20 protein-coding genes are annotated in these 20,936 nt (G+C 72.1%); 15 read left to right on the plus strand and 5 right to left on the minus strand.

Annotation, left to right across the window (positions count from 1 at the left end; genetic code table 11):
- Positions 1-247 precede the first annotated feature (247 nt).
- The 4 genes from H0488_RS12085 (at position 248) to purB (ending at position 4,932) form a co-directional block, all read left to right on the plus strand.
- Positions 248-1,531 carry an adenylosuccinate synthase gene (locus H0488_RS12085; RefSeq protein WP_183099529.1) on the plus strand — a complete coding sequence of 428 codons (1,284 nt, stop codon included), beginning with the start codon at positions 248-250 and terminating at the stop codon, positions 1,529-1,531.
- 45 nt (positions 1,532-1,576) lie between these two features.
- Complete coding sequence (gene purD / locus H0488_RS12090) at positions 1,577-2,875, plus strand: phosphoribosylamine--glycine ligase (protein ID WP_183099530.1); 1,299 nt, start codon at positions 1,577-1,579, stop codon at positions 2,873-2,875.
- Position 2,876: 1 nt separating this feature from the next.
- Complete coding sequence (locus H0488_RS12095; RefSeq protein ID WP_183099531.1) at positions 2,877-3,377, plus strand: GNAT family N-acetyltransferase; 501 nt, start codon at positions 2,877-2,879, stop codon at positions 3,375-3,377.
- Positions 3,378-3,501: 124 nt separating this feature from the next.
- On the plus strand, positions 3,502-4,932 hold the full coding sequence (gene purB / locus H0488_RS12100) for an adenylosuccinate lyase (RefSeq protein WP_446685615.1): 1,431 nt from the start codon (positions 3,502-3,504) through the stop codon (positions 4,930-4,932).
- A 3-nt stretch (positions 4,933-4,935) separates the two neighbouring features.
- Here the strand turns inward: purB and H0488_RS12105 are convergent, their stop codons facing one another.
- The 3 genes from H0488_RS12105 to H0488_RS12115 all read right to left on the minus strand — a co-directional run bounded on the left by H0488_RS12105 (position 4,936) and on the right by H0488_RS12115 (position 7,663).
- Positions 4,936-5,256, minus strand: a complete 321-nt coding sequence (locus tag H0488_RS12105; RefSeq protein WP_183099533.1) for an antibiotic biosynthesis monooxygenase family protein — start codon at positions 5,254-5,256, stop codon at positions 4,936-4,938.
- Positions 5,257-5,520: 264 nt separating this feature from the next.
- A complete protein-coding gene (locus H0488_RS12110) occupies positions 5,521-6,990 on the minus strand; it encodes an alpha/beta hydrolase (protein ID WP_183099534.1) in 1,470 nt (489 codons plus the stop codon).
- A gap of 55 nt (positions 6,991-7,045) precedes the next feature.
- Positions 7,046-7,663: an HIT family protein gene (locus H0488_RS12115; RefSeq protein WP_183099535.1), complete on the minus strand. Its 618-nt coding sequence runs from the start codon at positions 7,661-7,663 to the stop codon at positions 7,046-7,048.
- A gap of 63 nt (positions 7,664-7,726) precedes the next feature.
- On the opposite strand from H0488_RS12115, the gene H0488_RS12120 reads away from it, so the two are divergent.
- The 4 genes from H0488_RS12120 (at position 7,727) to H0488_RS12135 (ending at position 10,263) form a co-directional block, all read left to right on the plus strand.
- On the plus strand, positions 7,727-8,656 hold the full coding sequence (locus H0488_RS12120) for a phosphoribosylaminoimidazolesuccinocarboxamide synthase (protein WP_183099536.1): 930 nt from the start codon (positions 7,727-7,729) through the stop codon (positions 8,654-8,656).
- A 244-nt stretch (positions 8,657-8,900) separates the two neighbouring features.
- Complete coding sequence (gene purS / locus H0488_RS12125) at positions 8,901-9,146, plus strand: phosphoribosylformylglycinamidine synthase subunit PurS (protein ID WP_183099537.1); 246 nt, start codon at positions 8,901-8,903, stop codon at positions 9,144-9,146.
- Entirely contained in the window at positions 9,143-9,811 is a 669-nt protein-coding gene (purQ, locus tag H0488_RS12130) for a phosphoribosylformylglycinamidine synthase subunit PurQ (RefSeq protein WP_183099538.1), read from the plus strand. The genes purS and purQ overlap by 4 nt, the downstream gene beginning before the upstream one ends.
- An 8-nt stretch (positions 9,812-9,819) precedes the next feature.
- Positions 9,820-10,263 carry a DUF3817 domain-containing protein gene (locus tag H0488_RS12135; RefSeq protein ID WP_183099539.1) on the plus strand — a complete coding sequence of 148 codons (444 nt, stop codon included), beginning with the start codon at positions 9,820-9,822 and terminating at the stop codon, positions 10,261-10,263.
- A 3-nt stretch (positions 10,264-10,266) separates the two neighbouring features.
- Here H0488_RS12135 and H0488_RS12140 read toward each other — a convergent pair whose 3' ends face one another.
- Positions 10,267-11,610: a glycoside hydrolase domain-containing protein gene (locus H0488_RS12140; RefSeq protein ID WP_183099540.1), complete on the minus strand. Its 1,344-nt coding sequence runs from the start codon at positions 11,608-11,610 to the stop codon at positions 10,267-10,269.
- 169 nt (positions 11,611-11,779) lie between these two features.
- Between H0488_RS12140 and H0488_RS12145 the strand changes: the two genes are divergently transcribed.
- The 3 genes from H0488_RS12145 to H0488_RS12155 all read left to right on the plus strand — a co-directional run bounded on the left by H0488_RS12145 (position 11,780) and on the right by H0488_RS12155 (position 14,724).
- Positions 11,780-12,199, plus strand: a complete 420-nt coding sequence (locus H0488_RS12145) for a hypothetical protein (RefSeq protein ID WP_183099541.1) — start codon at positions 11,780-11,782, stop codon at positions 12,197-12,199.
- 258 nt (positions 12,200-12,457) lie between these two features.
- Entirely contained in the window at positions 12,458-13,675 is a 1,218-nt protein-coding gene (locus H0488_RS12150; protein WP_183099542.1) for a hypothetical protein, read from the plus strand.
- Positions 13,676-13,680: 5 nt separating this feature from the next.
- A complete protein-coding gene (locus H0488_RS12155) occupies positions 13,681-14,724 on the plus strand; it encodes a hypothetical protein (protein WP_183099543.1) in 1,044 nt (347 codons plus the stop codon).
- A gap of 11 nt (positions 14,725-14,735) precedes the next feature.
- On the opposite strand, the gene H0488_RS12160 is transcribed toward H0488_RS12155, so the two are convergent.
- Positions 14,736-15,899 carry an alkaline phosphatase family protein gene (locus tag H0488_RS12160; RefSeq protein ID WP_183099544.1) on the minus strand — a complete coding sequence of 388 codons (1,164 nt, stop codon included), beginning with the start codon at positions 15,897-15,899 and terminating at the stop codon, positions 14,736-14,738.
- A gap of 44 nt (positions 15,900-15,943) precedes the next feature.
- Here H0488_RS12160 and purL point away from each other — a divergent pair, with 44 nt between their 5' ends.
- From purL to H0488_RS12180, 4 genes are all read left to right on the plus strand, one after another.
- Positions 15,944-18,196: a phosphoribosylformylglycinamidine synthase subunit PurL gene (purL, locus tag H0488_RS12165; RefSeq protein WP_183099545.1), complete on the plus strand. Its 2,253-nt coding sequence runs from the start codon at positions 15,944-15,946 to the stop codon at positions 18,194-18,196.
- Between the two features lie 167 nt (positions 18,197-18,363).
- Complete coding sequence (locus H0488_RS12170) at positions 18,364-18,966, plus strand: hypothetical protein (protein ID WP_183099546.1); 603 nt, start codon at positions 18,364-18,366, stop codon at positions 18,964-18,966.
- A gap of 3 nt (positions 18,967-18,969) precedes the next feature.
- Complete coding sequence (locus H0488_RS25005; RefSeq protein ID WP_183099547.1) at positions 18,970-20,418, plus strand: LamG-like jellyroll fold domain-containing protein; 1,449 nt, start codon at positions 18,970-18,972, stop codon at positions 20,416-20,418.
- A 61-nt stretch (positions 20,419-20,479) separates the two neighbouring features.
- The coding region (locus H0488_RS12180) for an alpha/beta hydrolase family protein (RefSeq protein ID WP_512698537.1) at positions 20,480-20,936 on the plus strand (457 nt) is incomplete at its 3' end.

The following is a 20,936-nucleotide window of genomic DNA, read 5'->3' on the forward strand; positions in this document are numbered from 1 at the left end:
CGCACCTCACCCGGCGGCGGCGGCTTTCTGTGCTCGCACCTCAACCGGCGGCGGCGGCTCGCTGCGCTCGCGCCTCGGCCAGCGGCATTTGGTAACGTTGCTTCGCAAGAGCCCCGGTCCTTGCGACCGGGGTTTTGCATTCGCAGCAGATCCGACCAAGAGAATCGAAGAGCAAGTGGTGCGTCGAGCAGCCAGCCCTCGCCTGGGGGCCGGAGGGACTCCGTTCCCGTAGCGAAGGAGCACACAGATGCCAGCGATCGTGATCGTCGGCGCCCAGTGGGGCGACGAGGGCAAAGGCAAGGCGACCGACCACCTGGGCAGCCGGGTCGACTACGTCGTCAAGTTCAACGGCGGCAACAACGCCGGCCACACCGTGGTCATCGGCAACGAGAAGTACGCGCTGCACCTCCTCCCGAGCGGCATCCTCACCCCCGGGTGCACCCCCGTCATCGGCAACGGCGTCGTGGTCGACCTCGACGTCCTCTTCCACGAGATCGACGGCCTCGAGGCCCGCGGCACCGACACCAGCCGGCTCAAGGTCAGCGCCAACGCCCACGTGATCGCCGACTACAACCGCACCCTCGACAAGGTGGCCGAGCGCTTCCTCGGCAGCCGCAAGATCGGCACCACCGGGCGCGGCATCGGCCCGACGTACGCCGACAAGATGAACCGGATCGGCATCCGGATCCAGGACCTCTTCGACGAGAAGATCCTGGCCCAGAAGGTCGAGGGCGCGCTCGAGCTGAAGAGCCAGATCCTCACCAAGGTCTACAACCGCCGCGCCCCGTCGGTCGACCAGACCGTCGAGGAGCTGCTGTCGCACGCCGACCGGCTGGCGCCGTACGTCTGCGACACGACGCTGCTCCTCGGCCAGGCGCTCGACCGCGGCGAGACGGTCCTCCTCGAGGCCGGTCAGGCGACCCTGCTCGACGTCGACCACGGCACCTACCCGTTCGTGACCTCCAGCAGCGCGACCGCCGGCGGCGCCTGCACCGGCTCCGGCATCCCGCCGACCCGGATCGACCAGGTCATCGCGATCGTCAAGGCCTACACGACCCGCGTCGGCGAGGGCCCGTTCCCGACCGAGCTGCACGACGCGTCGGGTGACTTCCTCCGCAACACCGGCGCCGAGTTCGGAACGACGACCGGGCGCCCCCGGCGCTGCGGCTGGTACGACGCCGTGATCGCCCGCTACGCCGCCCGCGTCAACGGCGTCACCGACTTCGTGCTCACCAAGCTCGACGTGCTCACCGGCCTCGAGCAGATCCCGGTCTGCGTCGCCTACGACGTCGACGGCGAGCGGTACGACGAGATGCCCGCCAGCCAGAGCGCCTTCCACCACGCGGTGCCGATCTACGAGTACTTCCCCGGCTGGTCGGAGGACATCAGCGGTGCCCGCACGCTGGCCGACCTGCCGGCCAACGCGCAGGCCTACGTGACGGCGCTCGAGGAGATCTCCGGCGCCCGGATGTCGGTGATCGGCGTCGGCCCGGAGCGCGAGCAGGCGGTCGTGCTGCACCCGCTGCGCTGAGAGGCCCGCGCCCGGCCTGAGCCGGCGGGCCTAGGATCGTGGCCCGTGAAGACCCTCGTGATCGGCACCGGCGGCCGCGAGCACGCCCTCGGCCTGGCTCTCTCGCGCGACCCGGCGGTGACCGAGGTGCACGCCGCTCCCGGCAACCCGGGCCTCGGTGCGTTCGCCACCCTCCACCACGTCGACCCGATGGACGGCGCGGCGGTCGCGGCCCTGGCGCAGCGGCTGGGCGTCGACCTGGTGGTCGTCGGTCCGGAGGCGCCGCTCGTCGCGGGCGTCGCCGATGCGGTCACCGCCGCGGGGATCGCCTGTTTCGGACCGTCCGAAAGCGCCGCGCAGCTCGAGGGTTCGAAGGCGTTCTCCAAGGACGTCATGGCCGCTGCCGGCGTGCCCACCGCGGCCTCCCGCGTGTGCGCCACCCCGGCCGAGGTCGCTGCCGCGCTGGACGAGCTCGGTGCGCCGTACGTCGTGAAGGACGACGCGCTCGCCGCCGGCAAGGGGGTCGTCGTCACCCTCGACCGGGCCGAGGCGCTCGCCCATGCGGCGGCGTGCGGCCGGGTGGTCATCGAGGAGTTCCTCGACGGTCCCGAGGTCTCGGTGTTCGCCGTGTGCGACGGGAGCACGGCGTACGCCCTGCAGCCCGCCCAGGACTTCAAGCGGATCTTCGACGGCGGTCGCGGGCCCAACACGGGCGGCATGGGGTCCTACACGCCGCTCACCTGGGCGCAGCCGGACCTGGCGCAGGTCGTCCTCGACACCGTGGTGCAGCCGACGCTCGACGAGATGGTGCGGCGCGGCACCCCGTTCGTCGGGTGCCTCTACGTCGGGCTCGCGCTGACCGACTCCGGGCCGCGGGTGATCGAGTTCAACTGCCGCTTCGGCGACCCCGACATCCAGCCGGTGCTCGCGGTGCTGGAGTCGCCGCTCGGTGAGCTGCTGCTGGCCGCGGCGCAGGGACGGCTGACCGACGTACCGGCGCCGACCTTCCGCGACGCCGCGTCGGTCACCGTCGTGCTCGCGTCGGCCGGCTATCCCGAGTCCTCCTCGAAGGGCGACGTGATCAGGGGGGTCGGCGCGGCCAACGGCGTCAACGACGTCGACGTCATCCACGCCGGTACGGCGATCGTCGACGCCCCCGAGCCGGGCGACCCCGGGCATCGCCACCTGGTCACCGCCGGCGGGCGGGTGCTCGCCGTACGCGCCGTCGGGTACGACGTCGCCGACGCCCGCTCCCGCGCGTACGCCGCCGCCGACCTCATCTCCTTCGACGGTCTGCAGCGGCGCTCCGACATCGCCGCGGAGCCGCTCGGCGTCGTCGAGGGCGCGTCGCTCAAGGAGTCCTGACGTGGTTCTTCCGGAGGTCGTCGACACGGCGCGCCTGCGGCTGCCGCTCTGGGACGCCGCGACCGTGGCGGCCGTGCGGGCGGGGCAGCGGCTGGGCGGCTGGCATCCGTCGTTCCCGCGGGACGACGACGTCGACGCGGCAGGCCTGTGGCAGGAGGGCGTCGTGTGGGGGCCTCGGTCGATCGTCGTGGACGGCGAGGTCGTGGGGTCTCTCGGCTTCTTCGGGCCGCCGGTTCCGGCCGACGACGGAATCGTCGAGACGGAGGTCGGCTACGGCCTGGTCGAGGAGGCGCGCGGACGCGGGATCGCGACCGAGGCACTGGCCGCGCTGCTCGCGTTCTGCGACACCGCAGGGGTCCGGATCCGCGCAAGCATCGCCCCCGACAACGCGCCGAGCCTGGCCGTCGCGGCCAGGACCGGCTTCACCGAGATCCGCGGCACCAACGAGGACGGCGAGTTGGTGCTGGTGCGGCCGGCTGCGCCCGTTCATCACGGGATGTAGCCGAATGTGCGCCTCCCTGGCCGAATTCGGGTTGGGGAGTGGTCGTTCGCCTACATACCTTGATAAACGGGCACCGGGCGGACGACGGTTCGGCCGCCCCGCCGCCCATGGGAGAATGAGGCACGTGACCGTCCCGAACGTCCTTGCCACCCGGTACGCCGGAGCCGACCTCGCGGAGATCTGGTCGCCCGAGCACAAGATCGTGCTGGAGCGGCGGCTCTGGATCGCCGTGCTCAAGGCCCAGCGCGACCTCGGCATCGACGTGCCCGACGGGGTGGTCGAGGCCTACGAGGACGTCGTCGCCAAGGGTGAGCAGAGTGTCGACCTGGCGTCGATCGCCGCCCGTGAGCGGATCACCCGGCACGACGTGAAGGCGCGGATCGAGGAGTTCTCCGCGCTGGCCGGGCACGAGCACATCCACAAGGGCATGACCTCGCGCGACCTGACCGAGAACGTCGAGCAGCTGCAGGTCAAGCAGTCGCTCGAGCTGCTCCGAGACCGGACCGTCGCCACGCTGGCCCGGCTCGCCCGGCTCGCTGCCGAGCACGACACCACCGTGATGGCCGGTCGCTCCCACAACGTCGCCGCGCAGGCGACCACCCTCGGCAAGCGGTTCGCGACGATCGCCGACGAGCTGCTCATCGCCCTCGAGCGCGTCGAGCACCTGATCGGCCGCTACCCGTTGCGCGGCATCAAGGGCCCGATGGGCACCTCCCAGGACATGCTCGACCTGCTCGGCGGCGACGAGGCGAAGCTGGCCGACCTCGAGCAGCGGGTCGCCACCCACCTCGGGTTCGACCGGGTGCTGACGAGCGTCGGCCAGGTCTATCCGCGCAGCCTCGACTTCGACGTCCTCTCCGCGTTGGTCCAGCTGGTCGCTGCGCCGTCCAACCTCGCGACGACGATCCGCCTGATGGCCGGCAACGAGATCGTCACCGAGGGCTTCCAGGAGGGCCAGGTCGGCTCGTCCGCCATGCCCCACAAGATGAACACCCGGTCCTGCGAGCGGGTCAACGGGCTCGCCGTCATCACCCGCGGCTACCTCTCGATGGTCGGCGAGCTCGCCGGCGACCAGTGGAACGAGGGCGACGTCTCCTGCTCCGTCGTACGACGGGTGGCGCTGCCGGACGCGTTCTTCGCCGTCGACGGGCTGTTCCAGACCTTCCTCACCGTGCTCGACGAGTTCGGCGCATTCCCGGCCGTGATCCAGCGCGAGCTCGACCGCTACCTGCCGTTCCTCGCCACCACCAAGGTGCTGATGGCGGCGGTGCGCAACGGCGTCGGTCGCGAGACCGCGCACGAGGCGATCAAGGAGGCGGCTGTCGGCACCGCACTGGCCATGCGCAAGGGCCAGGCCGACAACGACGTCTTCGCCAAGCTCGCCGCCGACGAGCGGCTCGGGCTGACCGCCGATCAGCTGGAGACCCTGGTCGCCGACCCGATCACGTTCACGGGTGCTGCGGTCGCGCAGACCCAGGCGGTGTGCCGCCAGGTGGCCGCGGTCGTCGAGCGGCACCCGGCCGCGGCGGCGTACTCTCCGGGCGCGATCTTGTAGCTGTCAGCCCTTCGGCCTGACGTCGAGCACGACCTCGAACTCGAGCAGGTCGGCGCCGGTCGCGACCGGCTTCTGCTGCTCCTCGCCGGGCTTGGTGGCGTGGGCAGCCTTGCCGTCGCCCGCGCGCCAGGCGTCGAAGGACTCCTGGTCCTCCCAGTGGGTCACGACGAAGTAGCGGTCGTCGCCGGCGACGGGGCGGAGCAGCTGGAAGCCGAGGAACCCGGGCGACCCCTCGACCGCGCCGGCCCGCGCGGCGAACCGCTGCTCGAGGTGGGCGCCGGCCTCGGCGGGGACGTGGATGGCGTTGATCTTCACGACGGACATGGGTCGAGCCTAGAGGCCTTGGTTTCGAGGCTCGCTTCGCTCGCACCTCAACCAGCGGCAGGGCTCGCTTCGCTCGCACCTCAACCGGCGGCGGGGCTGCTTTGCTCGCACCTCAACCAGCGGCGGGGCTGCTTCGCTCGCACCTCAACCAGCGGCGCCGGCGAGCGGCGGAAGCGACCGGGGGTCTCGTGACGGTCGCTGCGCGACCTCCTCGACCAGCGGCGGGGCTGGTTCGCTCGCACCTCAACCGGCGGCGGGGACGGGTCAGCAGCCGGCGTCGACGACGTCGCCGTCGGAGCGGACCGCGCCGTTGACGACGAGCCGGTACGCCGAGCAGTAGCGGGTGCTCAGCAGGTCGTCGCGGGTGAGCGAGACCGGGGCCCAGCGACCGCGCCCGACCGGTTCGAGGTAGCGGAACCGAGGGGCCAGCAGCGCGCCGGCGCCGGTGTCGCCCTTCAGGTAGTGGCCGAGCCACGCCTGTGTGTAGACGCTGCTCAGCGCCTGCCCGTAGCGGCTGGCGGGCAGCACCAGCGGGATGTCGGTGTACTCCAGGTGGGTGCTCGCCCGCGGTACGACGACCATCGATTCGAGACCCGCCGCGCTCCAGCCGTCGAAGCCGGTCGCGCGTTCCCGGTGCGGGTCGGGGCCCTGCGGGCTGGGCGCGGGGACGATCGACGATCCGCCCGACAGCTGCCACGGCGTCACCGTGAAGCCGTACTCGGACTGGATGCCGAGGGCAGGCACGACCGGCCGGACGGGTTCGTCGCTGAACGGCGGCGTGCCCGCCGAGGTCAGCTTGTCGAGGCCCACGGCGGTGACGACGCGGTCGTCGTACCCCTGGACGTAGGAGACGGCGGTCGCGCCGAGCGAGTGACCGATGAGCGCGAGCCTCGTGGTGCGTCCTGGCGTCCGCGGGTTGCGGATCGGCGAGCGGTCCCAGAGGGACCACCAAGGGTTCTGTCGCGACAGGAAGAAGTCCATCGCGTCGACGGTGCCGGTGGTGAAGTTCGCGAGCTGCTGGAACGGGACCCCCGGGCACGGCGTCATCTGCCGCTGGCCGAGCTCGGCGTCACCCTCGATCGCGCCGAACGGGTTGCAGAACGGGAACTGCGGGTCGTCCCCGTGCGGGAGCGTCTCGCTGGTGCCCTGACCCTGCACGTCGTACAGCAGGACGAGGTAGCCGCGCTCGGCGAGGTCCTGGGCCAGCCACCGGTACATGCCCTGGGAGCCGCCGACCGACCCCGGGGTGATGACGACGCCCGGGTACGGCGCCCGCAGGCGGGTGCCCGTGTACGGGTCCTTGGCCCCGGGCAGCGGGGCGTAGAGGGTGCCGCGCAGGAGTGCGCCGAACCGGTTGGTGAACGCCACGGTCCGGGATCGTCCGCGGGTGCCGTCCCAGGTGGCGCGGAGCGGGTTGCCGACGTTCCACCCGGGAACGGCCATCGCCGGCGTCAGCGCCAGCCGGTCGGGTGTGGCGAGCTGGGTCATCAGCTGCGAGACGCCGACCAGGGTGCTCTCCCGGACCAGCGCCGGGAGGTACGCCGGGTTCTGGAGCTGCCCGCCCTCGCCGATGATCCGGCCGTAGGCGTCGCGGATGTTGGCGAGGTCGGCCGCGGCGTACTCGGGGGAGCCGGGCTCGGGCCGCGGCTCCGCTTCCGCGGTCGCGGCGCCGGCGACGAGGGTGGCGGCAGCGCAGAGCGCGGCGAGGAGCAGGCGGCGGGGGCTGCGAGTCACGGACGGACCAACTCCCGGCGGTGGCCGGGGCTACGCGCTGCGGAGGACCGCGGGCTCAGGCCCGGGCGTCGCCGCCCCAGTTGGAGAGCTTCGCGGCGACCGTGTGCAGGTCGGCGCGCCAGACGTCCTCGGCCCCGGGAGGGATGATGTCGTTCCACTCGGCGGCGGGGGAGCCGAGCACGGGCATCAGGCCCTTGGTGCGCGCGAAGAACCAGACGTGGAAGTGCGCGCCGCCGTCGCCCCAGCGGCTGACGTGCACGCGGCCGATGTTGGGGAGGTGCTCGATGATCCGCACCAGCCGGTTGCTGATCCGGCCGAACTGGGAGGCGAGCTCGTCGTCGAGCTGGCCGAAGTCCTCGTGCTCGCGGGTGTGCAGGAGCAGCACCAGCGGCAGTCCGGTCGGCTGGCCGGGGTGGGTGAGCACCCAGTGCTCGTCCTCCCACACGATCCGCTCCGGGTCGGCGTCGGTGCACTCGGGGCAGGGCTTGGCGGGGTCCTCGCCGTACCGTCCGGGCTCCTCGCCCGGCGCCTGGACCAGCTTGGGTGCAAGGGCGCCGTCGACGACCTCCCACGGGAAGATGTCCCAGTCACCCGACGGGGGCATCGGCAGGCGACCTCCGTCGCCGGCGGTGGCGACGATCCGCTGGTAGACCTCTTCGGCAGACTCCGGCATGCCGATACTGTGCCACCCCCGCCGGGGGCAGAAGCCCCCCCCCCCCTCTCCTAGGCTGTGCTCGTGACGCTCGCCAACATCCCGCCCGCACCGGCGCTGCCGGGCGCCCGCCCCGTCCACTCAGGCAAGGTGCGGGACCTCTACGAGCTGACCGAGGGCCCGTACGCCGGCAAGCTGCTGATGGTCGCCAGCGACCGGCTGTCGATCTTCGACTTCGTGCTCGAGACGACGATCCCCGACAAGGGCGAGATCCTCACCCGGATGTCCTTGTGGTGGTTCGAGCAGCTCGCGGACCTGGTGCCGAACCACGTCATCAGCACCGACGTCCCGGCCGAGGTGCGGGGTCGGGCCGTGATCTGCGACAACCTCGCGATGTACCCCGTCGAGTGCGTCGCCCGCGGCTACCTCACCGGCTCCGGTCTGCTCGACTACGCCGCCACCGGTGAGGTCTGCGGGATCCCGCTGCCGGCCGGGCTGGTCGACGGCAGCCGGCTGCCCGAGCCGATCTTCACGCCGGCCACGAAGGCCGATCTCGGCGACCACGACGAGAACGTCGACTTCGACGCCGTCGTCGCGACCGTCGGCGCCGAGACCGCCGCTGCGCTGCGCGAGCTGACCCTCACCGTCTACGGCCGGGCCGAGGAGATCGCCCGTGAGCGCGGGATCATCCTGGCCGACACCAAGTTCGAGTTCGGCGCCCGTCACGCCGGTGGTCGAGGAGGTCGCCCTGGCGACCGTCACGAGACCATCGTGCTCGCCGACGAGGTGCTCACGCCGGACTCGTCCCGCTACTGGCCGGCCTCCGAGTGGCAGCCCGGGCGCGCGCAGCCGTCGTACGACAAGCAGATCGTGCGCAACTGGGCGCTGTCGCCCGAGTCCGGTTGGGACAAGGCTTCGGGCGAGGCCCCGCCGCCGTTGCCGCCCGAGGTCATCGAGCGGACCCGCAGCCGCTACGTCGAGGCCTATGAACTGCTGACCGGCCAGAAGTTCTGATCCAGCGGTTCTGATCCAGCGGTTCTGATCGGGGCGAAGCCGGCCGACTCCTGCTACGGGTGCGCCATCACCCGCAGTGCGATCGGTCGGGTTGGTGGCTCACGCGTGCCGGCAACGCCACCAGGGTCCTGATCGGACAGGCGCACGCGTGCCACGGATGGCGGTTCCGTTCCGGGCGAGTGACGGCACCACGGCGACCCGGGCGATGTCGGGCGGCGCCGGTCGGTTCACTAGACTCCGTGCCGTGGCCCGAGTCGTCGTAGCCGTCATGCCGAAGCCCGAGATCCTCGACCCCCAGGGGAAGGCGGTGCTCGGGGCGCTTCCCCGACTCGGCTTCACCGGCGTGACCGATGTCCGCCAGGGCAAGCGGTTCGAGCTGGAGTTCGCCGGCGAGGTGACCCCCGAGGTGCTCGCCGAGGTCGAGAAGATGGCCGAGACGCTGCTCTCCAACCCGGTGATCGAGAACTACACCGTGAGCGTCGAGCAGTGAAGATCGGGGTCGTCACCTTCCCCGGCTCCCTCGACGACGTCGACGCGCAGCGCGCCGTCCGGATCGGCGGCAACGAGGCGGTCGCCCTCTGGCACGCCGACGCCGACCTGAAGGGGGTCGACGCGGTGGTGCTGCCCGGCGGCTTCTCGTACGGCGACTACCTGCGTTGTGGCGCCATCTCCCGCTTCGCGCCGGTGATGGCAGAGGTGGTCCGCGCCGCCGGCAACGGACTCCCGGTGCTCGGCATCTGCAACGGATTCCAGATCCTCTGCGAGTCCCACCTGCTGCCCGGTGCGCTGATCCGCAACGACCACCGGAAGTTCGTCTGCCGCGACCAGCGGCTGCGGATCGAGAACAACCGCACCGCGTGGACGTCGGCGTACGACGAGGGTGCCGAGATCACGATCGTGCTCAAGAACGGCGAGGGCGGCTTCGTCGCCGATGCCGACACGCTGGCCCGGATCGAGGGGGAGGGGCAGGTCGTCGCCCGCTACCTCGAGGTCAACCCCAACGGGTCGCTCAACGACATCGCCGGCATCACCAACCAGCGCGGCAACGTGGTCGGGCTGATGCCCCACCCCGAGCACGCGGTCGAGGAGCTCACGGGCTCCGGCACCGACGGACTCGGCTTCTTCACCTCGCTCGCCGCGGCGACCTTCGCCTGACCGCCGACGTGACCCCGCGCACCGTCTTCCGCACCCTCGCCGTCACCGAGGCGATCACCTGGGTTGCCCTGCTGACCGGCATGTTCGTGAAGTACGCCGTCGGCACGACCGAGCTCGGCGTCCAGGTCGCCGGCCCGATCCACGGGGTCGCGTTCATCGCCTACTGCCTGGTGACCGTCGTGGTCGCCGTCGACCAGCGGTGGTCGCGTCGTCGCACACTCCTCGGTCTGGTCTCCGCGGTGCCCCCGCTGATGACGGTCTGGTTCGACCGACACGTCGAGAAGCGCGACGGGCTCGACGACCGCTGGCACTCCCGCCAGGACAGCGACGCCGCGCCCCAGCGCGCGGTGAGCCTGCTGCTCCGCCACCGACGCCGCGCGCTCGCCGGCTTCGTCGTGACGGTCGCCGCGCTCACCGGGATCGCGCTGCTGGCCGGCCCGCCGGTGGGTTGACCGTCAGGACCGACCAGCGCGCATCCGCTCCCAGGTGCGCTTGTTGACGATGCCGCTGTCGCCGAGGCCGACGCGGCGCTGGTAGGCGCGGACGTCCTTGGCCGTCGTGCGGGTGAAGATGCCGTCGACCGCGCGCCGCAGGGTGGGGTCGGCGGCGTTGAGCGCCCGCTGCACGCGCCGCACGTGAGGGCCTGCGGAGCCGATCTTCTGCGCGTAGGAGGCGCCCTGGGACAGGATCCCCACCCAGTTGGCGACGCTCCACGTGGTGCTGACGGCGAACCCGCGGCTCTCCTGCCACGCCTGCACCGCCTCGATCGTGGCGGGGTTGTAGTTGCCGGACAGCTTGCCGGCGTACAGCCCACGCTCGGTCAGCAGGCACTGCAGGGCCCGGACCTTGTTGGCCGTCGGTGTGTAGCCGTCGCTGGGCTCACGCAGCGCGGGGTAGCGCGCGAGGTCGAGGTCGACCCCGCCGCAGTGCTGCTCCGGCGGGGCATGGCCGCCGCGCCCGAGGTCGAGGTAGTTGCGGTCGATGTTGATGGTCACCCCGCCCCAGGTCTCGTCGTGACCGCCCAGGTACTGCTTCACGCGCCCGCCGGGCAGCCAGCCGTCGCTGCGGATGTACGACGTCGACGTGTTGGCGACGCCGTCCCAGCGCGCGATCCAGATCATGTCGGGCAGGGTGTAGGCGCCCGGACGCTCGACCCGGACGTCGTCGAGCATCTTGATGCCGGAGCCGGCGCTCGAGTAGACGCCGGACACGTACTTGAGGTCGTGCAGCTTGGTGGTCCAGGCGCTGAGGAAGGCCAGCGCCGACTCGCGGCACCGCCGCAAGGTGTGGTCGAAGCCCTCGAGGTCGTACCAGAGGGTGCTGCGGGGCACGATGCCCAGCGCCTTCGCGGCGTCGACCGCCTTCACGGCCTCGGCGCGGCCCTGCCGGCGCGCGTAGGGGAACCCGTCGCCCGGGCCGGGCCGGTCGTCGATCACCGGGTCGTTGCCGTAGCGCGGGAAGCGGTCGCTGCACGACGCCTGCGGGCCGAGCGTGATCGGCAGCAGCACCCATCCCCGGCGCAGCTGGGTGCTGATCCAGGCCGGGGTGAGGTTCGGTTGGCTGCGGCAGGCGCGCGAGTCGCCGGAGATGTAGATGCCGACCGAGAGGAAGGGCGAGTGGTTGAGCCACTTGTCCATCGCCCGCTGCGTCGGCGCCAGGCACTGGTCGAACCCGAAGCCGCGGAAGTCCCCGGGTGTCACCGGGTTGGGGTCGGCTGCAGCCGGACGGAACGGGACGAGGGCCATCGCGAGAGCCAGCAGTACGGCGGCGACGCCGGATCGGCGCGGTCGGGCAGACATCTCAACTCCAGGTGCGGATCTCGGGTTCGTGCGAGGGTCGTTCGCGAGTCGTTCGAGGGACGGCCGAATCACGATAACCTCATTAGTCACACTGGTAACAGGGATCACAGCGAACTACAGGCCTGTAGTTCGGAGTCGCCGCGCTCAGGTCACCCGCTACGGTCGTGCGGTGGCCCGCGTCGTCGTACCGCTTGCGTCCGGAACTGCCGGCGTGTGCTGGCTGGTCGCACTGTTCCTCCCGTGGACGAGCGCGGGTGCGCTGTCGTCGGCGTCGCTCCTCGACGCGGTCGAGCTGATCCGTCGCGGCAGCGTCGACGCGGTCGTGCCGTCGTGGGCGGCGGTGGTGCTGCTCGTCCCCTGCGTCGCCGGGATCGTGCTGGTCGGAGCGGTCGGCTTCCACGGTCGTACGACGAACGCGCTGCGACTCCTCGCGCTCGGCCTCGGTTCGCTCGGAGCGCTGGGGATCGGCTGGCGGCTCGCGGGGCTGGACGTGACCGCGGTCGGCCCTGGCGCCTGGGTCGCCCTGGGGGGTGTGCTGGTGGGGACGTTGGCCGCGACTTCCGCCTTCTCCGCCCTTCTCAGGCATTAGGCTGCGCCTCCAATGCGGGGGGCAGACCGCTCCCACCGCGACGATCGAAGGAGCGGCGGGATGGCGAACTGCACGGCGTGCGGCGCGCAACAGTGGAGCGCGGCCGACCTGGCCTGTCGTTCCTGCGGCAAGCCCTACGCACCGCCGCCGCAGTGGCAACCCCCCGCGCCGCCGACGATGACGCCGCCACCACCGATGCCACCACCGATGTCACCGCCGATGCCAGCGCCGATGTCAGCGCCGATGCCGGCACACCCGGTGCCTCCGACCGCAACCGGAGGCGGGGCGCCCGTCGGCAGGATCGTCGCGATCGGCGGTCTCGTGCTCGCACTCCTCGCCGCGGGGTTCGTCGCCTGGCACTTCTTCTGGCCGCGCGGCGGCGCCGACTCGCCGGAGGAGGCGGCCGAGACGCTGCTGACGTCCGCCGCCGCCCAGGACCCGGTCGGCGTCATCGACATGCTGAGCCCGGCGGAGGTCGAGGGCCTCGACGACGTCTACGACGCCGCCTTCGAGCGCGCGGAGGACGAGGGCCTGGTCGAGGGGGACGCCCTCACCGATGCGCTCGAGATCGAGCTGACCGACCTCGAGTTCGACGTCGACGAGCTCGGTGACGACCTCGCTCGGGTCACCCTCGAGGGTGGTCGCTACGAGGTGTCCTGGGACCCGGACAAGCTGCCCGAGCGGCTCGACTTCCTGGCCGAGGCGAGCGAGGACGAGTCGGAGTCCGGCGACCTCGAGGACCTCTACGCGGACGAGCTCGGTGGCGTCGAGCCCTACGTCATGACCGTGCAGGTCGACGGGCGCTGGTACGTCACCCTGCTCGGCACCTACGTCGACGTGATCTACACCGAGGCCGACAAGGAGATCGGGGAGGACTTCGAGCTGGCGGACCCCGACTACGACCTCGCGAGCGAGGACGTCGATCCGATCACCGGCGAGGACCCCGAGGAGGTCATCGAGAACCTCGTCGACGCCGTGAACTCCGGTGAGGCCGAGGAGCTGCTCGCCAACCTGCCCGAAGACCTCGTCAAGCCGCTGCGCCCTTACCTCCCGGTGGTCGAGGACCTCCAGGAGGAGGGCGACTGGGGCGTGGAGAACGGGCTGTCCGTGAGCGCCGACGACCTGGACCTCGCGACCGAGGAGCTCGACGACAGCCGGCTCAAGGTCGTGATCGAGCACGGCGTCTTCGGCGCCACCACGATCGACGGCGGCGACGTCGACATGGCCACCGCCGAGGTCGAGGGCGACTGCCTGACCGGTGACGACGGCGGCGGACCCGGCACCGGCTGCCTCAGCGACAGCGACGTCGCAGCCGACCTCGGCCTCGACGAGATCTTCTTCGTGGTCAGTGAGGTCGACGGCGGCTACCAGTTCGACCCGGCGGCGACCTGGGTCGAGTACGCCGCGGAGGTCGTCGACAACCTCACCGGCGACCTGTTCGACGAGATCATCGAGGACCTCGAGGAGGAGGTCTGAGAGCCATGGACTGTCCCAGCTGCAGTGCCCCGGCGGCCGGCCCCGACCAGCGGTTCTGCGCCACCTGCGGCACCCGGCTCGCCCCCGCCACCGATCCGGCGCCGGATGCTGCCCCGCCCGGCACCCCGCCCGACACCCCGTCCGGCACCGCGCCCGGCACCGTCGCCGCGGTCCAGCCGCCTCCTGCGTTCGGTCAGCCTCCCCGGATCACGGGTCCGCTGTTCGCCGACGACGTCCGGCCGCCGCCACCGCCGCTACCACCGCCACCACCACCGCCACCACCACCGCCGTACGCCCCGCCGCCCCCGGCGTCGATCCAGCCTGCGTTCGCGCCGGCGCCGTACGACGAGGAGCGGCGCGGCCGGAGACGCACGTCGATCGTGCTCCTCCTCGCCGCCGCGGTGGTCGCTGCCCTGATCGGCGCGGGGGGCGTGGTCCTGCTGTTCGGCGGCGACGACGACCGCACCTCCGACACCGCGACGGACCGCGGCGACCGGGATCGTGTCGCGACCGATGCGGCGGGCACCCCGACGACCGTGGCGACGGAGACCACGGACGAAGCCGTGACCGACGAGCCCGCGACGTTCCGCTGCTGGAACGGCGGGGCGCCGGTGATGCGGCTCGCGACCTGTCCTCCGCCGAGCGGCGCCGACGGCATGGCCTGGGTGTTCCCGTCGTCGACCGGCGGCACCTGCACCTCCGACGCGGGGGTCCAGCGGGCCTCGGAGGTGGATTGCGCTCCGGTCGTCGGTGGCGGCGCGGTGCGGTTCCACTACAGCGAGTGGCGCACCCGCGCAGCGCTCGAGACCTACTACGGCAGCAACACCGTCGCGGGGATCGCGTCGCCGGGCGGACGTGACGACCTGACTGCTGCGCAGGTCGAGTCGCGGGATCCGGACGTCGGCTACAAGGTCGCGATCTACTTCTCCGACCCGGCCGGGCTCTGGTCGGTGACGATCTACGCGGCCGACGAGGCGCAGTACCAGGCAGCGCTCGCCGAGCTCGAGGTGCGGCCGTTCCGTCAGCTGCGCGGGAAGCGGGCCGGGTAGGCCCGGATCGCTCAGTCGACGTCGAGGTCCTGGTCGGCGTTGAGCCGGCTCCCCGGCACCGGGTCGATGCCGAGCAGGTCGGTGACCAGGTTGGCGACGTCGCCGTTGCGCACGGGCTGCGGACCGGCGTACCCGGGCTGCCGGGTGCCGGGGTCGCGGTAGTCGGGGTTGCGGGCGTAGAGGTCGCCCGGGGTGATGCCCGGTCCCCAGACGACGAACGGGATCGTGTAGTTCTCGGGCTGCGTGCGCTGGCTGTGGTGGGTCGAGCCCGGGACCCCGCCGTGGTCGGCGGTGACGATCACCACGACCTCCTCCGCCAGGTCCGGGTCGGCGACGATCGCGGACACGACCCGGTCCACGTCGGCGTCGGCCTCGGTGACTGCGTCGAGGTAGGCCCGGCTGCCCCAGCCGGAGTGGTGCCCGGCACTGTCGGGGCCGGCGAGGTGGAGGAACACCAGGTCGTGGTCGTCCTTGAGCAGGTCCGAGACCGCCTCGGTCACGAGTGCCGGCTGGTCGTCGTCGATCTCCAGCTGGTCGATGGTGCCCGGCCAGGCGCGGCCCCACATCTCGAACTTCTCCTTGCCGGCGAACACCGCGCTGCTGCCGCCGGCGTCGTCGATCGCGGAGAAGACCGACTCCGTGCCCGGCGCAACCGTCCGCTCCGACGTCTCGTTCCACGTCACCCCGTGGCCGCCGTTGCGGGCCGAGACCCGGAGCCCGGTCACCATGCCGGTGTGGTTCGGGAGGGTCACCGTCTTCTCGACCTCGGTGCGGGCGTTGAGGGTGCCGGCGCCCTGCGCGAGCAGGTCGGCGAGGGTCGGTGTCGACGACTTGCTCACCCAGGCCGAGCCGAGGCCGTCGATCGAGATCACGAGGACCCGCGGGTCCTCGGGGAAGTCCTGCGCTGCGATCTCCTCGGCGGTCTCGCCGAGGCCGGGGTCGGCATCGGAGCCGTCGCCGCGGCCGCCGTCCGCCGGGTCGTCCCGGTCGTCGTCGCCCGTCGCCGGTCGGTCGCCCTCGTCGGCGGCAGCGGTGGAGGAGTCGCCGGAGCCTGACGGCTGGTCCTTGTTCTGCACCCACCACAGCCCCCCGACGGCGACCGCCACCACGAGCGCGACGAGGGCGAAGGTGGCTGCCGTGGCACTGGGCCTGGTCGGCGGCGCGGTCCGGGGCATGGGGGCAAACCTAGTCCGGTCGCGCAGGCCGATAGATTTGCGCCGTGCTCGACACCGTCGCCCTGGCCGCATCCGATCCCGACCGCGAGCAGCCGTGGGCGGATCTCGGCCTCAAGGCCGACGAGTACGACCGGATCCGCGAGATCCTCGGGCGCCGGCCGACCAGCTCGGAGCTGGCGATGTACTCGGTCATGTGGAGCGAGCACTGCTCCTACAAGTCCTCCAAGGTGCACCTGAAGCAGTTCGGCGAGATCCCCCAGGAGACGCCCGTCGGCAAGATGCTGGCTGGCATCGGCGAGAACGCGGGCGTGATCGACATCGGCCAGGGCTACGCGGTCACCTTCAAGGTCGAGTCGCACAACCATCCGTCGTACGTCGAGCCCTACCAGGGTGCCGCGACCGGGATCGGCGGCATCGTCCGCGACATCCTCGCCATGGGCGCCCGGCCGGTGGCCGTCATGGACCCGCTCCGCTTCGGCCCGCTCGACGCCGAGGACACCCATCGCGTGCTGCCCGGGATCGTGGCGGGGGTCGGTGGCTACGGCAACTGCCTGGGCCTGCCCAACATCGGCGGCGAGGCCGTGTTCGACGAGACCTACCTCGGCAACCCGCTGGTCAACGCGCTCTGCGTGGGCGTGCTGCGGCACGAGGACCTGCACCTGGCCAAGGCGTCCGGCAACGGCAACCAGGTGATCCTCTACGGCGCCCGCACCGGCGGCGACGGCATCGGCGGCGTCTCGGTGCTCGCGTCCGAGACCTTCGACGCGGACGGTCCCGCCAAGCGGCCGAGCGTCCAGGTCGGCGACCCGTTCATGGAGAAGCTCCTGATCGAGTGCACGCTCGAGCTGTTCCAGGCAGGCGTGGTCGCGGGCATCCAGGACCTCGGCGGCGCCGGCCTCTCGTGCGCCACCTCCGAGCTCGCCTCCGCCGGCGACGGCGGCATGAAGGTCGAGCTCGACCGGGTGCCGCTGCGCGACTCCACGCTCGCTCCCGAGGAGATCCTCATGAGCGAGAGCCAGGAGCGGATGATGGCGGTCGTCGAGCCCGACGACGTCGCGCGGTTCCTCGGCATCTGCGCGAAGTGGGACGTCGAGGCGGTCGTGGTCGGCGAGGTGACCGACAGCGGCCGGCTCGAGATCACCTGGCACGGCGAGACCGTCGTCGACGTACCCCCGCGAACGGTGGCGCACGACGGTCCCGTCTACGAGCGGCCCTTCGAGCGACCGGACTGGCAGGACGCGCTGCAGGCCGACGCCGCGGAGACGCTGGCGCGACCGAGCACCGGCGACGAGCTCCGCGAGACGCTGCTGCGGCTCGTGGGGAGCCCGAACCTGTGCGACAAGTCGTGGATCACCGACCAGTACGACCGCTACGTCCAGGGCAACACCGTCCTCGCGCAGCCGGCCGACAGCGGCATGGTCCGGGTCGACGAGGAGACCCATCTCGGCGTCTCCGTCGCGACCGACTGCAACGGTCGGTTCGCCAAGCTCGACCCGTACGCCGGCGCCCAGCTCGCGCTCGCCGAGGCCTACCGCAACGTCGCCACCGGCGGCGCCCGGCCGCTCGCGGTCAGCGACTGCCTCAACTTCGGGTCGCCCGAGGACACCGGCGTGATGTGGCAGTTCGCCGAGGCCTGCCGCGGCCTCAAGGACGCCTGCGTCACCCTCGGCATCCCGGTCACCGGCGGCAACGTCAGCCTCTACAACCAGACCGGCGAGACGGCGATCCTGCCGACCCCGGTGGTCGCGGTCCTCGGCGTGATCGACGACGTACGACGCCGCACCCCCTCGTCGTTCCCGGAGGCCGGCCAGCGGATCGTGCTGCTCGGCGAGACGCGCGAGGAGCTGTCGGGGAGCGAGTGGGCCCACGTCGTCCACGGGCACCTCGGCGGCCGGCCCCCGCAGGTCGACCTGATCGCGGAGCGCGACCTGGCCCGGCTGCTCGCCGACCTGGTCGGGATCGCCACCAGCGCGCACGACCTCTCCGACGGCGGCCTGGCCCAGGCGCTGGCCGAGGCGTGCCTGGTCGACGGCATCGGCGCGACCGTCTCGCTGGACGGCGTCGCCGACTCGGCGTTCGTCGGCCTGTTCTCCGAGTCCGCGGCCCGCGCGATCGTCACCGTCCCGGCCGAGGAGCTCGACGAGCTCCGTGCGCTCTGCGCCCGCCACGACGTGCCGATGGCCGAGATCGGAACGACCGGCGGTGACGCCCTGGTGGTGGAGGGTGCGTTCGCCGTACCCCTCGACGAGGTGCGCACGGCCTGGACGTCGACCCTGCCGGCCGCTCTGGGGGTCTGAGCAGCGGCGCTCTCCGCCGATCGACCGGGACTTTAGTCCCAACTGCCTAGGACCCCGAAGTCGCTCGGCCGGAATCGGCGCAGAAGCATTCCGGACCGCGAGAACTGCCTCGATCCTTGTACCGCAAGGCACCCGACCGGGTGCCATCACTGTGCAAGGAGCAGTACATGTACCCCTCGTCTCGGGCAAGCCGGGTCCTCATCGCCGCATCCACGCCGGTCGCGATCATCGCGGCTGCCGCGATGGTCTGGCAGTCGTCGAACGCCGCCTTCACCGGATCGACGCGCAACTCCGGCAACAACTGGGCGGCCGGGTCGGTCGCCCTCAGCGACGACGACGCCGGCTCGGCGCGGTTCCAGGTCGAGAACCTGGTCCCCGGGCAGACCGAGTCGAAGTGCCTCAAGGTCACGGCCAACGCCAGCGTGCCGGGCACCGTGAAGGGGTACGCCGTCAACCCCGCGCCCTCGGTCCACGGGCTCGAGAACCGGATCAAGATCACGATCGAGGGCGGCGCCGGGGGCGGCTTCAGCTCCTGCGACGGCTTCGTCTCGGAGGAGACGATCATCGCCGGAGTGACCCTCGGCCAGATGGCGGCGATCGACACCTACGAGGAGGCGATCGGTGGCTGGCAGGTCGAGACCGGCACCAGCTCGCGCACCTACCGTCTCACCTGGACGTTCGACACGACCGGCATGACGCAGAACCAGATCGACCAGCTGCAGGGCGACCGGACCGGCATCGACATGCAGTGGGAACTGCGCAGCAGCTGACCCGTGTCGACGTCACTCTCGGGATTGCCGGCGACCCTCGGGTCGCCAGCGGGGCCGTCCGCCGACGCGGGCCCGCGCCGCCCGCTCCTCGGCTGGTGCGTCGTCATCGGCGTCGTCGTGGCCCGGGCCGGCGTGGCGTTCTTCGGGACCCTCGTCGTGGCAGCGCTGCTGCCGGTCGTCACCCCGTGGGACGGGTACGTCGTCACCAGCGGCTCGATGGAGCCGCACATCTCGGTCGGCGACGTCGTGCTCGCCCGGCCGATGGCGCCCGACCACGAGGTGGAGCCGGGCCGGGTGTTCGTGTTCGAGGACCCGGGTGACGAGAGCGGCCGCCTGCTGGTGCACCGCGTGGTCGATCGCGCCCCGGGGGGACGATGGACGACCGCGGGCGACGCCAACGCAGACTTCGACGTCGCGCCGGTGCCGCGGCCGGCCTTCCGCGCTCGCGCGGTCGTGCTGGTGCCGCTGGTCGGCCACGCGGTCAACTGGTGGCGCGAGCGGCGGCTCGGCCCTCTCGTCGCGGTCGGCGTCGCGGGTGCCGCCGCGCTGGGTCTGGCGCTCACGGTCCGCCCGCCCGGCACCGGTGGCCGGGGCGGCGCCCGCCGGCGTCGTCGTACGGCGTCGCTGCGGCGGAGCGCTCCCGCGGTTCCGCTGGTCGCGCTGACGGTCGCGCTGGTGGCGGCGCCTGCGCTCGGCACCGCGTCGAGCGCCTACACCGCCGACACGCGCAACCCTGGCAGCACCTGGGCGGTGGGAGCCCTGCTGCAGCCGTACAACGGCGAGGTGCTGACCGACAACCCCTACGTCTACTACTACCTCGACGAAGCGGGCGGTACGGCGGTGGCGGACTCCTCGGGCAACGACCGCACCGGCACCGCGACGTCGGTGGCCGGCTACCGCAGGGCCGGGGCGCTCCCGAACAACCCGGGATACGCGATGGACCTCGCGGGCGGCGGACGGATCGTCGCCGGCGGCAGCCCGCTGAGCAACCCGATGACCTACACCCTGGAGCTGTGGTTCCGCACGACGAGCGCCGCCGGCGGCAAGCTGATCGGGTTCGAGTCCGGCACCGGTGCGGGATCCCCGAGCTACGACCGCCACGTCACCCTGCGAGGAGACGGCCGGCTGGTCTACGGCGACTGGACCGGGTCGCCGTACCGGACGGTCGAGAGCGGGGCCGGCTACAACGACGGCGCGTGGCACCACCTGGTGGTCACGGCCGTCCCGCACGGCGGCGGACAGCTGGACGCGGTGATGTACGTCGACGGGGTCACGGTCGCGTCGGGGTCGACGAGCCGGGTCGGGTCGTACGCCGGCTGGTGGCGGGTCGGGCAGGGCAGGGCTGGACCGGTGGGTGCGACCACCGGCTTCCCCGGCCAGGTCGACCAGGTCGCCGTCTACCGGACCGCGCTGTCGGCCGCCCGGGTCCGGGCGCACTACGCGGCCCGCTGACGCCGCCACGTCCGTGCTCCGGATACGTTGATCCGGACGTCTGGCGGGGAGGTGGTCGACGGTGATCGGGACCGGTCCGAGCCGGCGTACCGTGCTTGCCGCGGCGATGATCGCGACCGTCGCCGGATGCGGGAAGGACCAGCCGATGGGGAGTACGGAAGAGGTGCCGGCCGCCGGAGAACGGGTCGGCACGACGTACGGCGGGGATCCCAGCCAGTACGGCGAGCTGCTCGTGCCCGACGGGGAGCCGCGCGGGGTGGTGGTCGTGATCCACGGCGGCTTCTGGAAGTCCGCCTACGACCTGTCCCTCGGGACCCCGCTGGCCGAGGACCTCACCCGACGAGGCTGGGTGACCTGGAACCTGGAGTACCGCCGGGTCGGCCCCGGTGCCGGCGGTGGCGGCGGCGTCCCCGCCACCCTCGACGACGTCGCGGCCGGCATCGACCACCTCGCGGCGATGGCGGCCGAGGGCCTGCTGCCCGAGGAGAGCCTCGGCCGGGTGGTCACCCTCGGGCACT

The organism is Nocardioides pelophilus, assembly GCF_014180685.1.
In the GTDB taxonomy this organism is placed as follows: Bacteria; Actinomycetota; Actinomycetes; order Propionibacteriales; family Nocardioidaceae; genus Nocardioides; species Nocardioides pelophilus.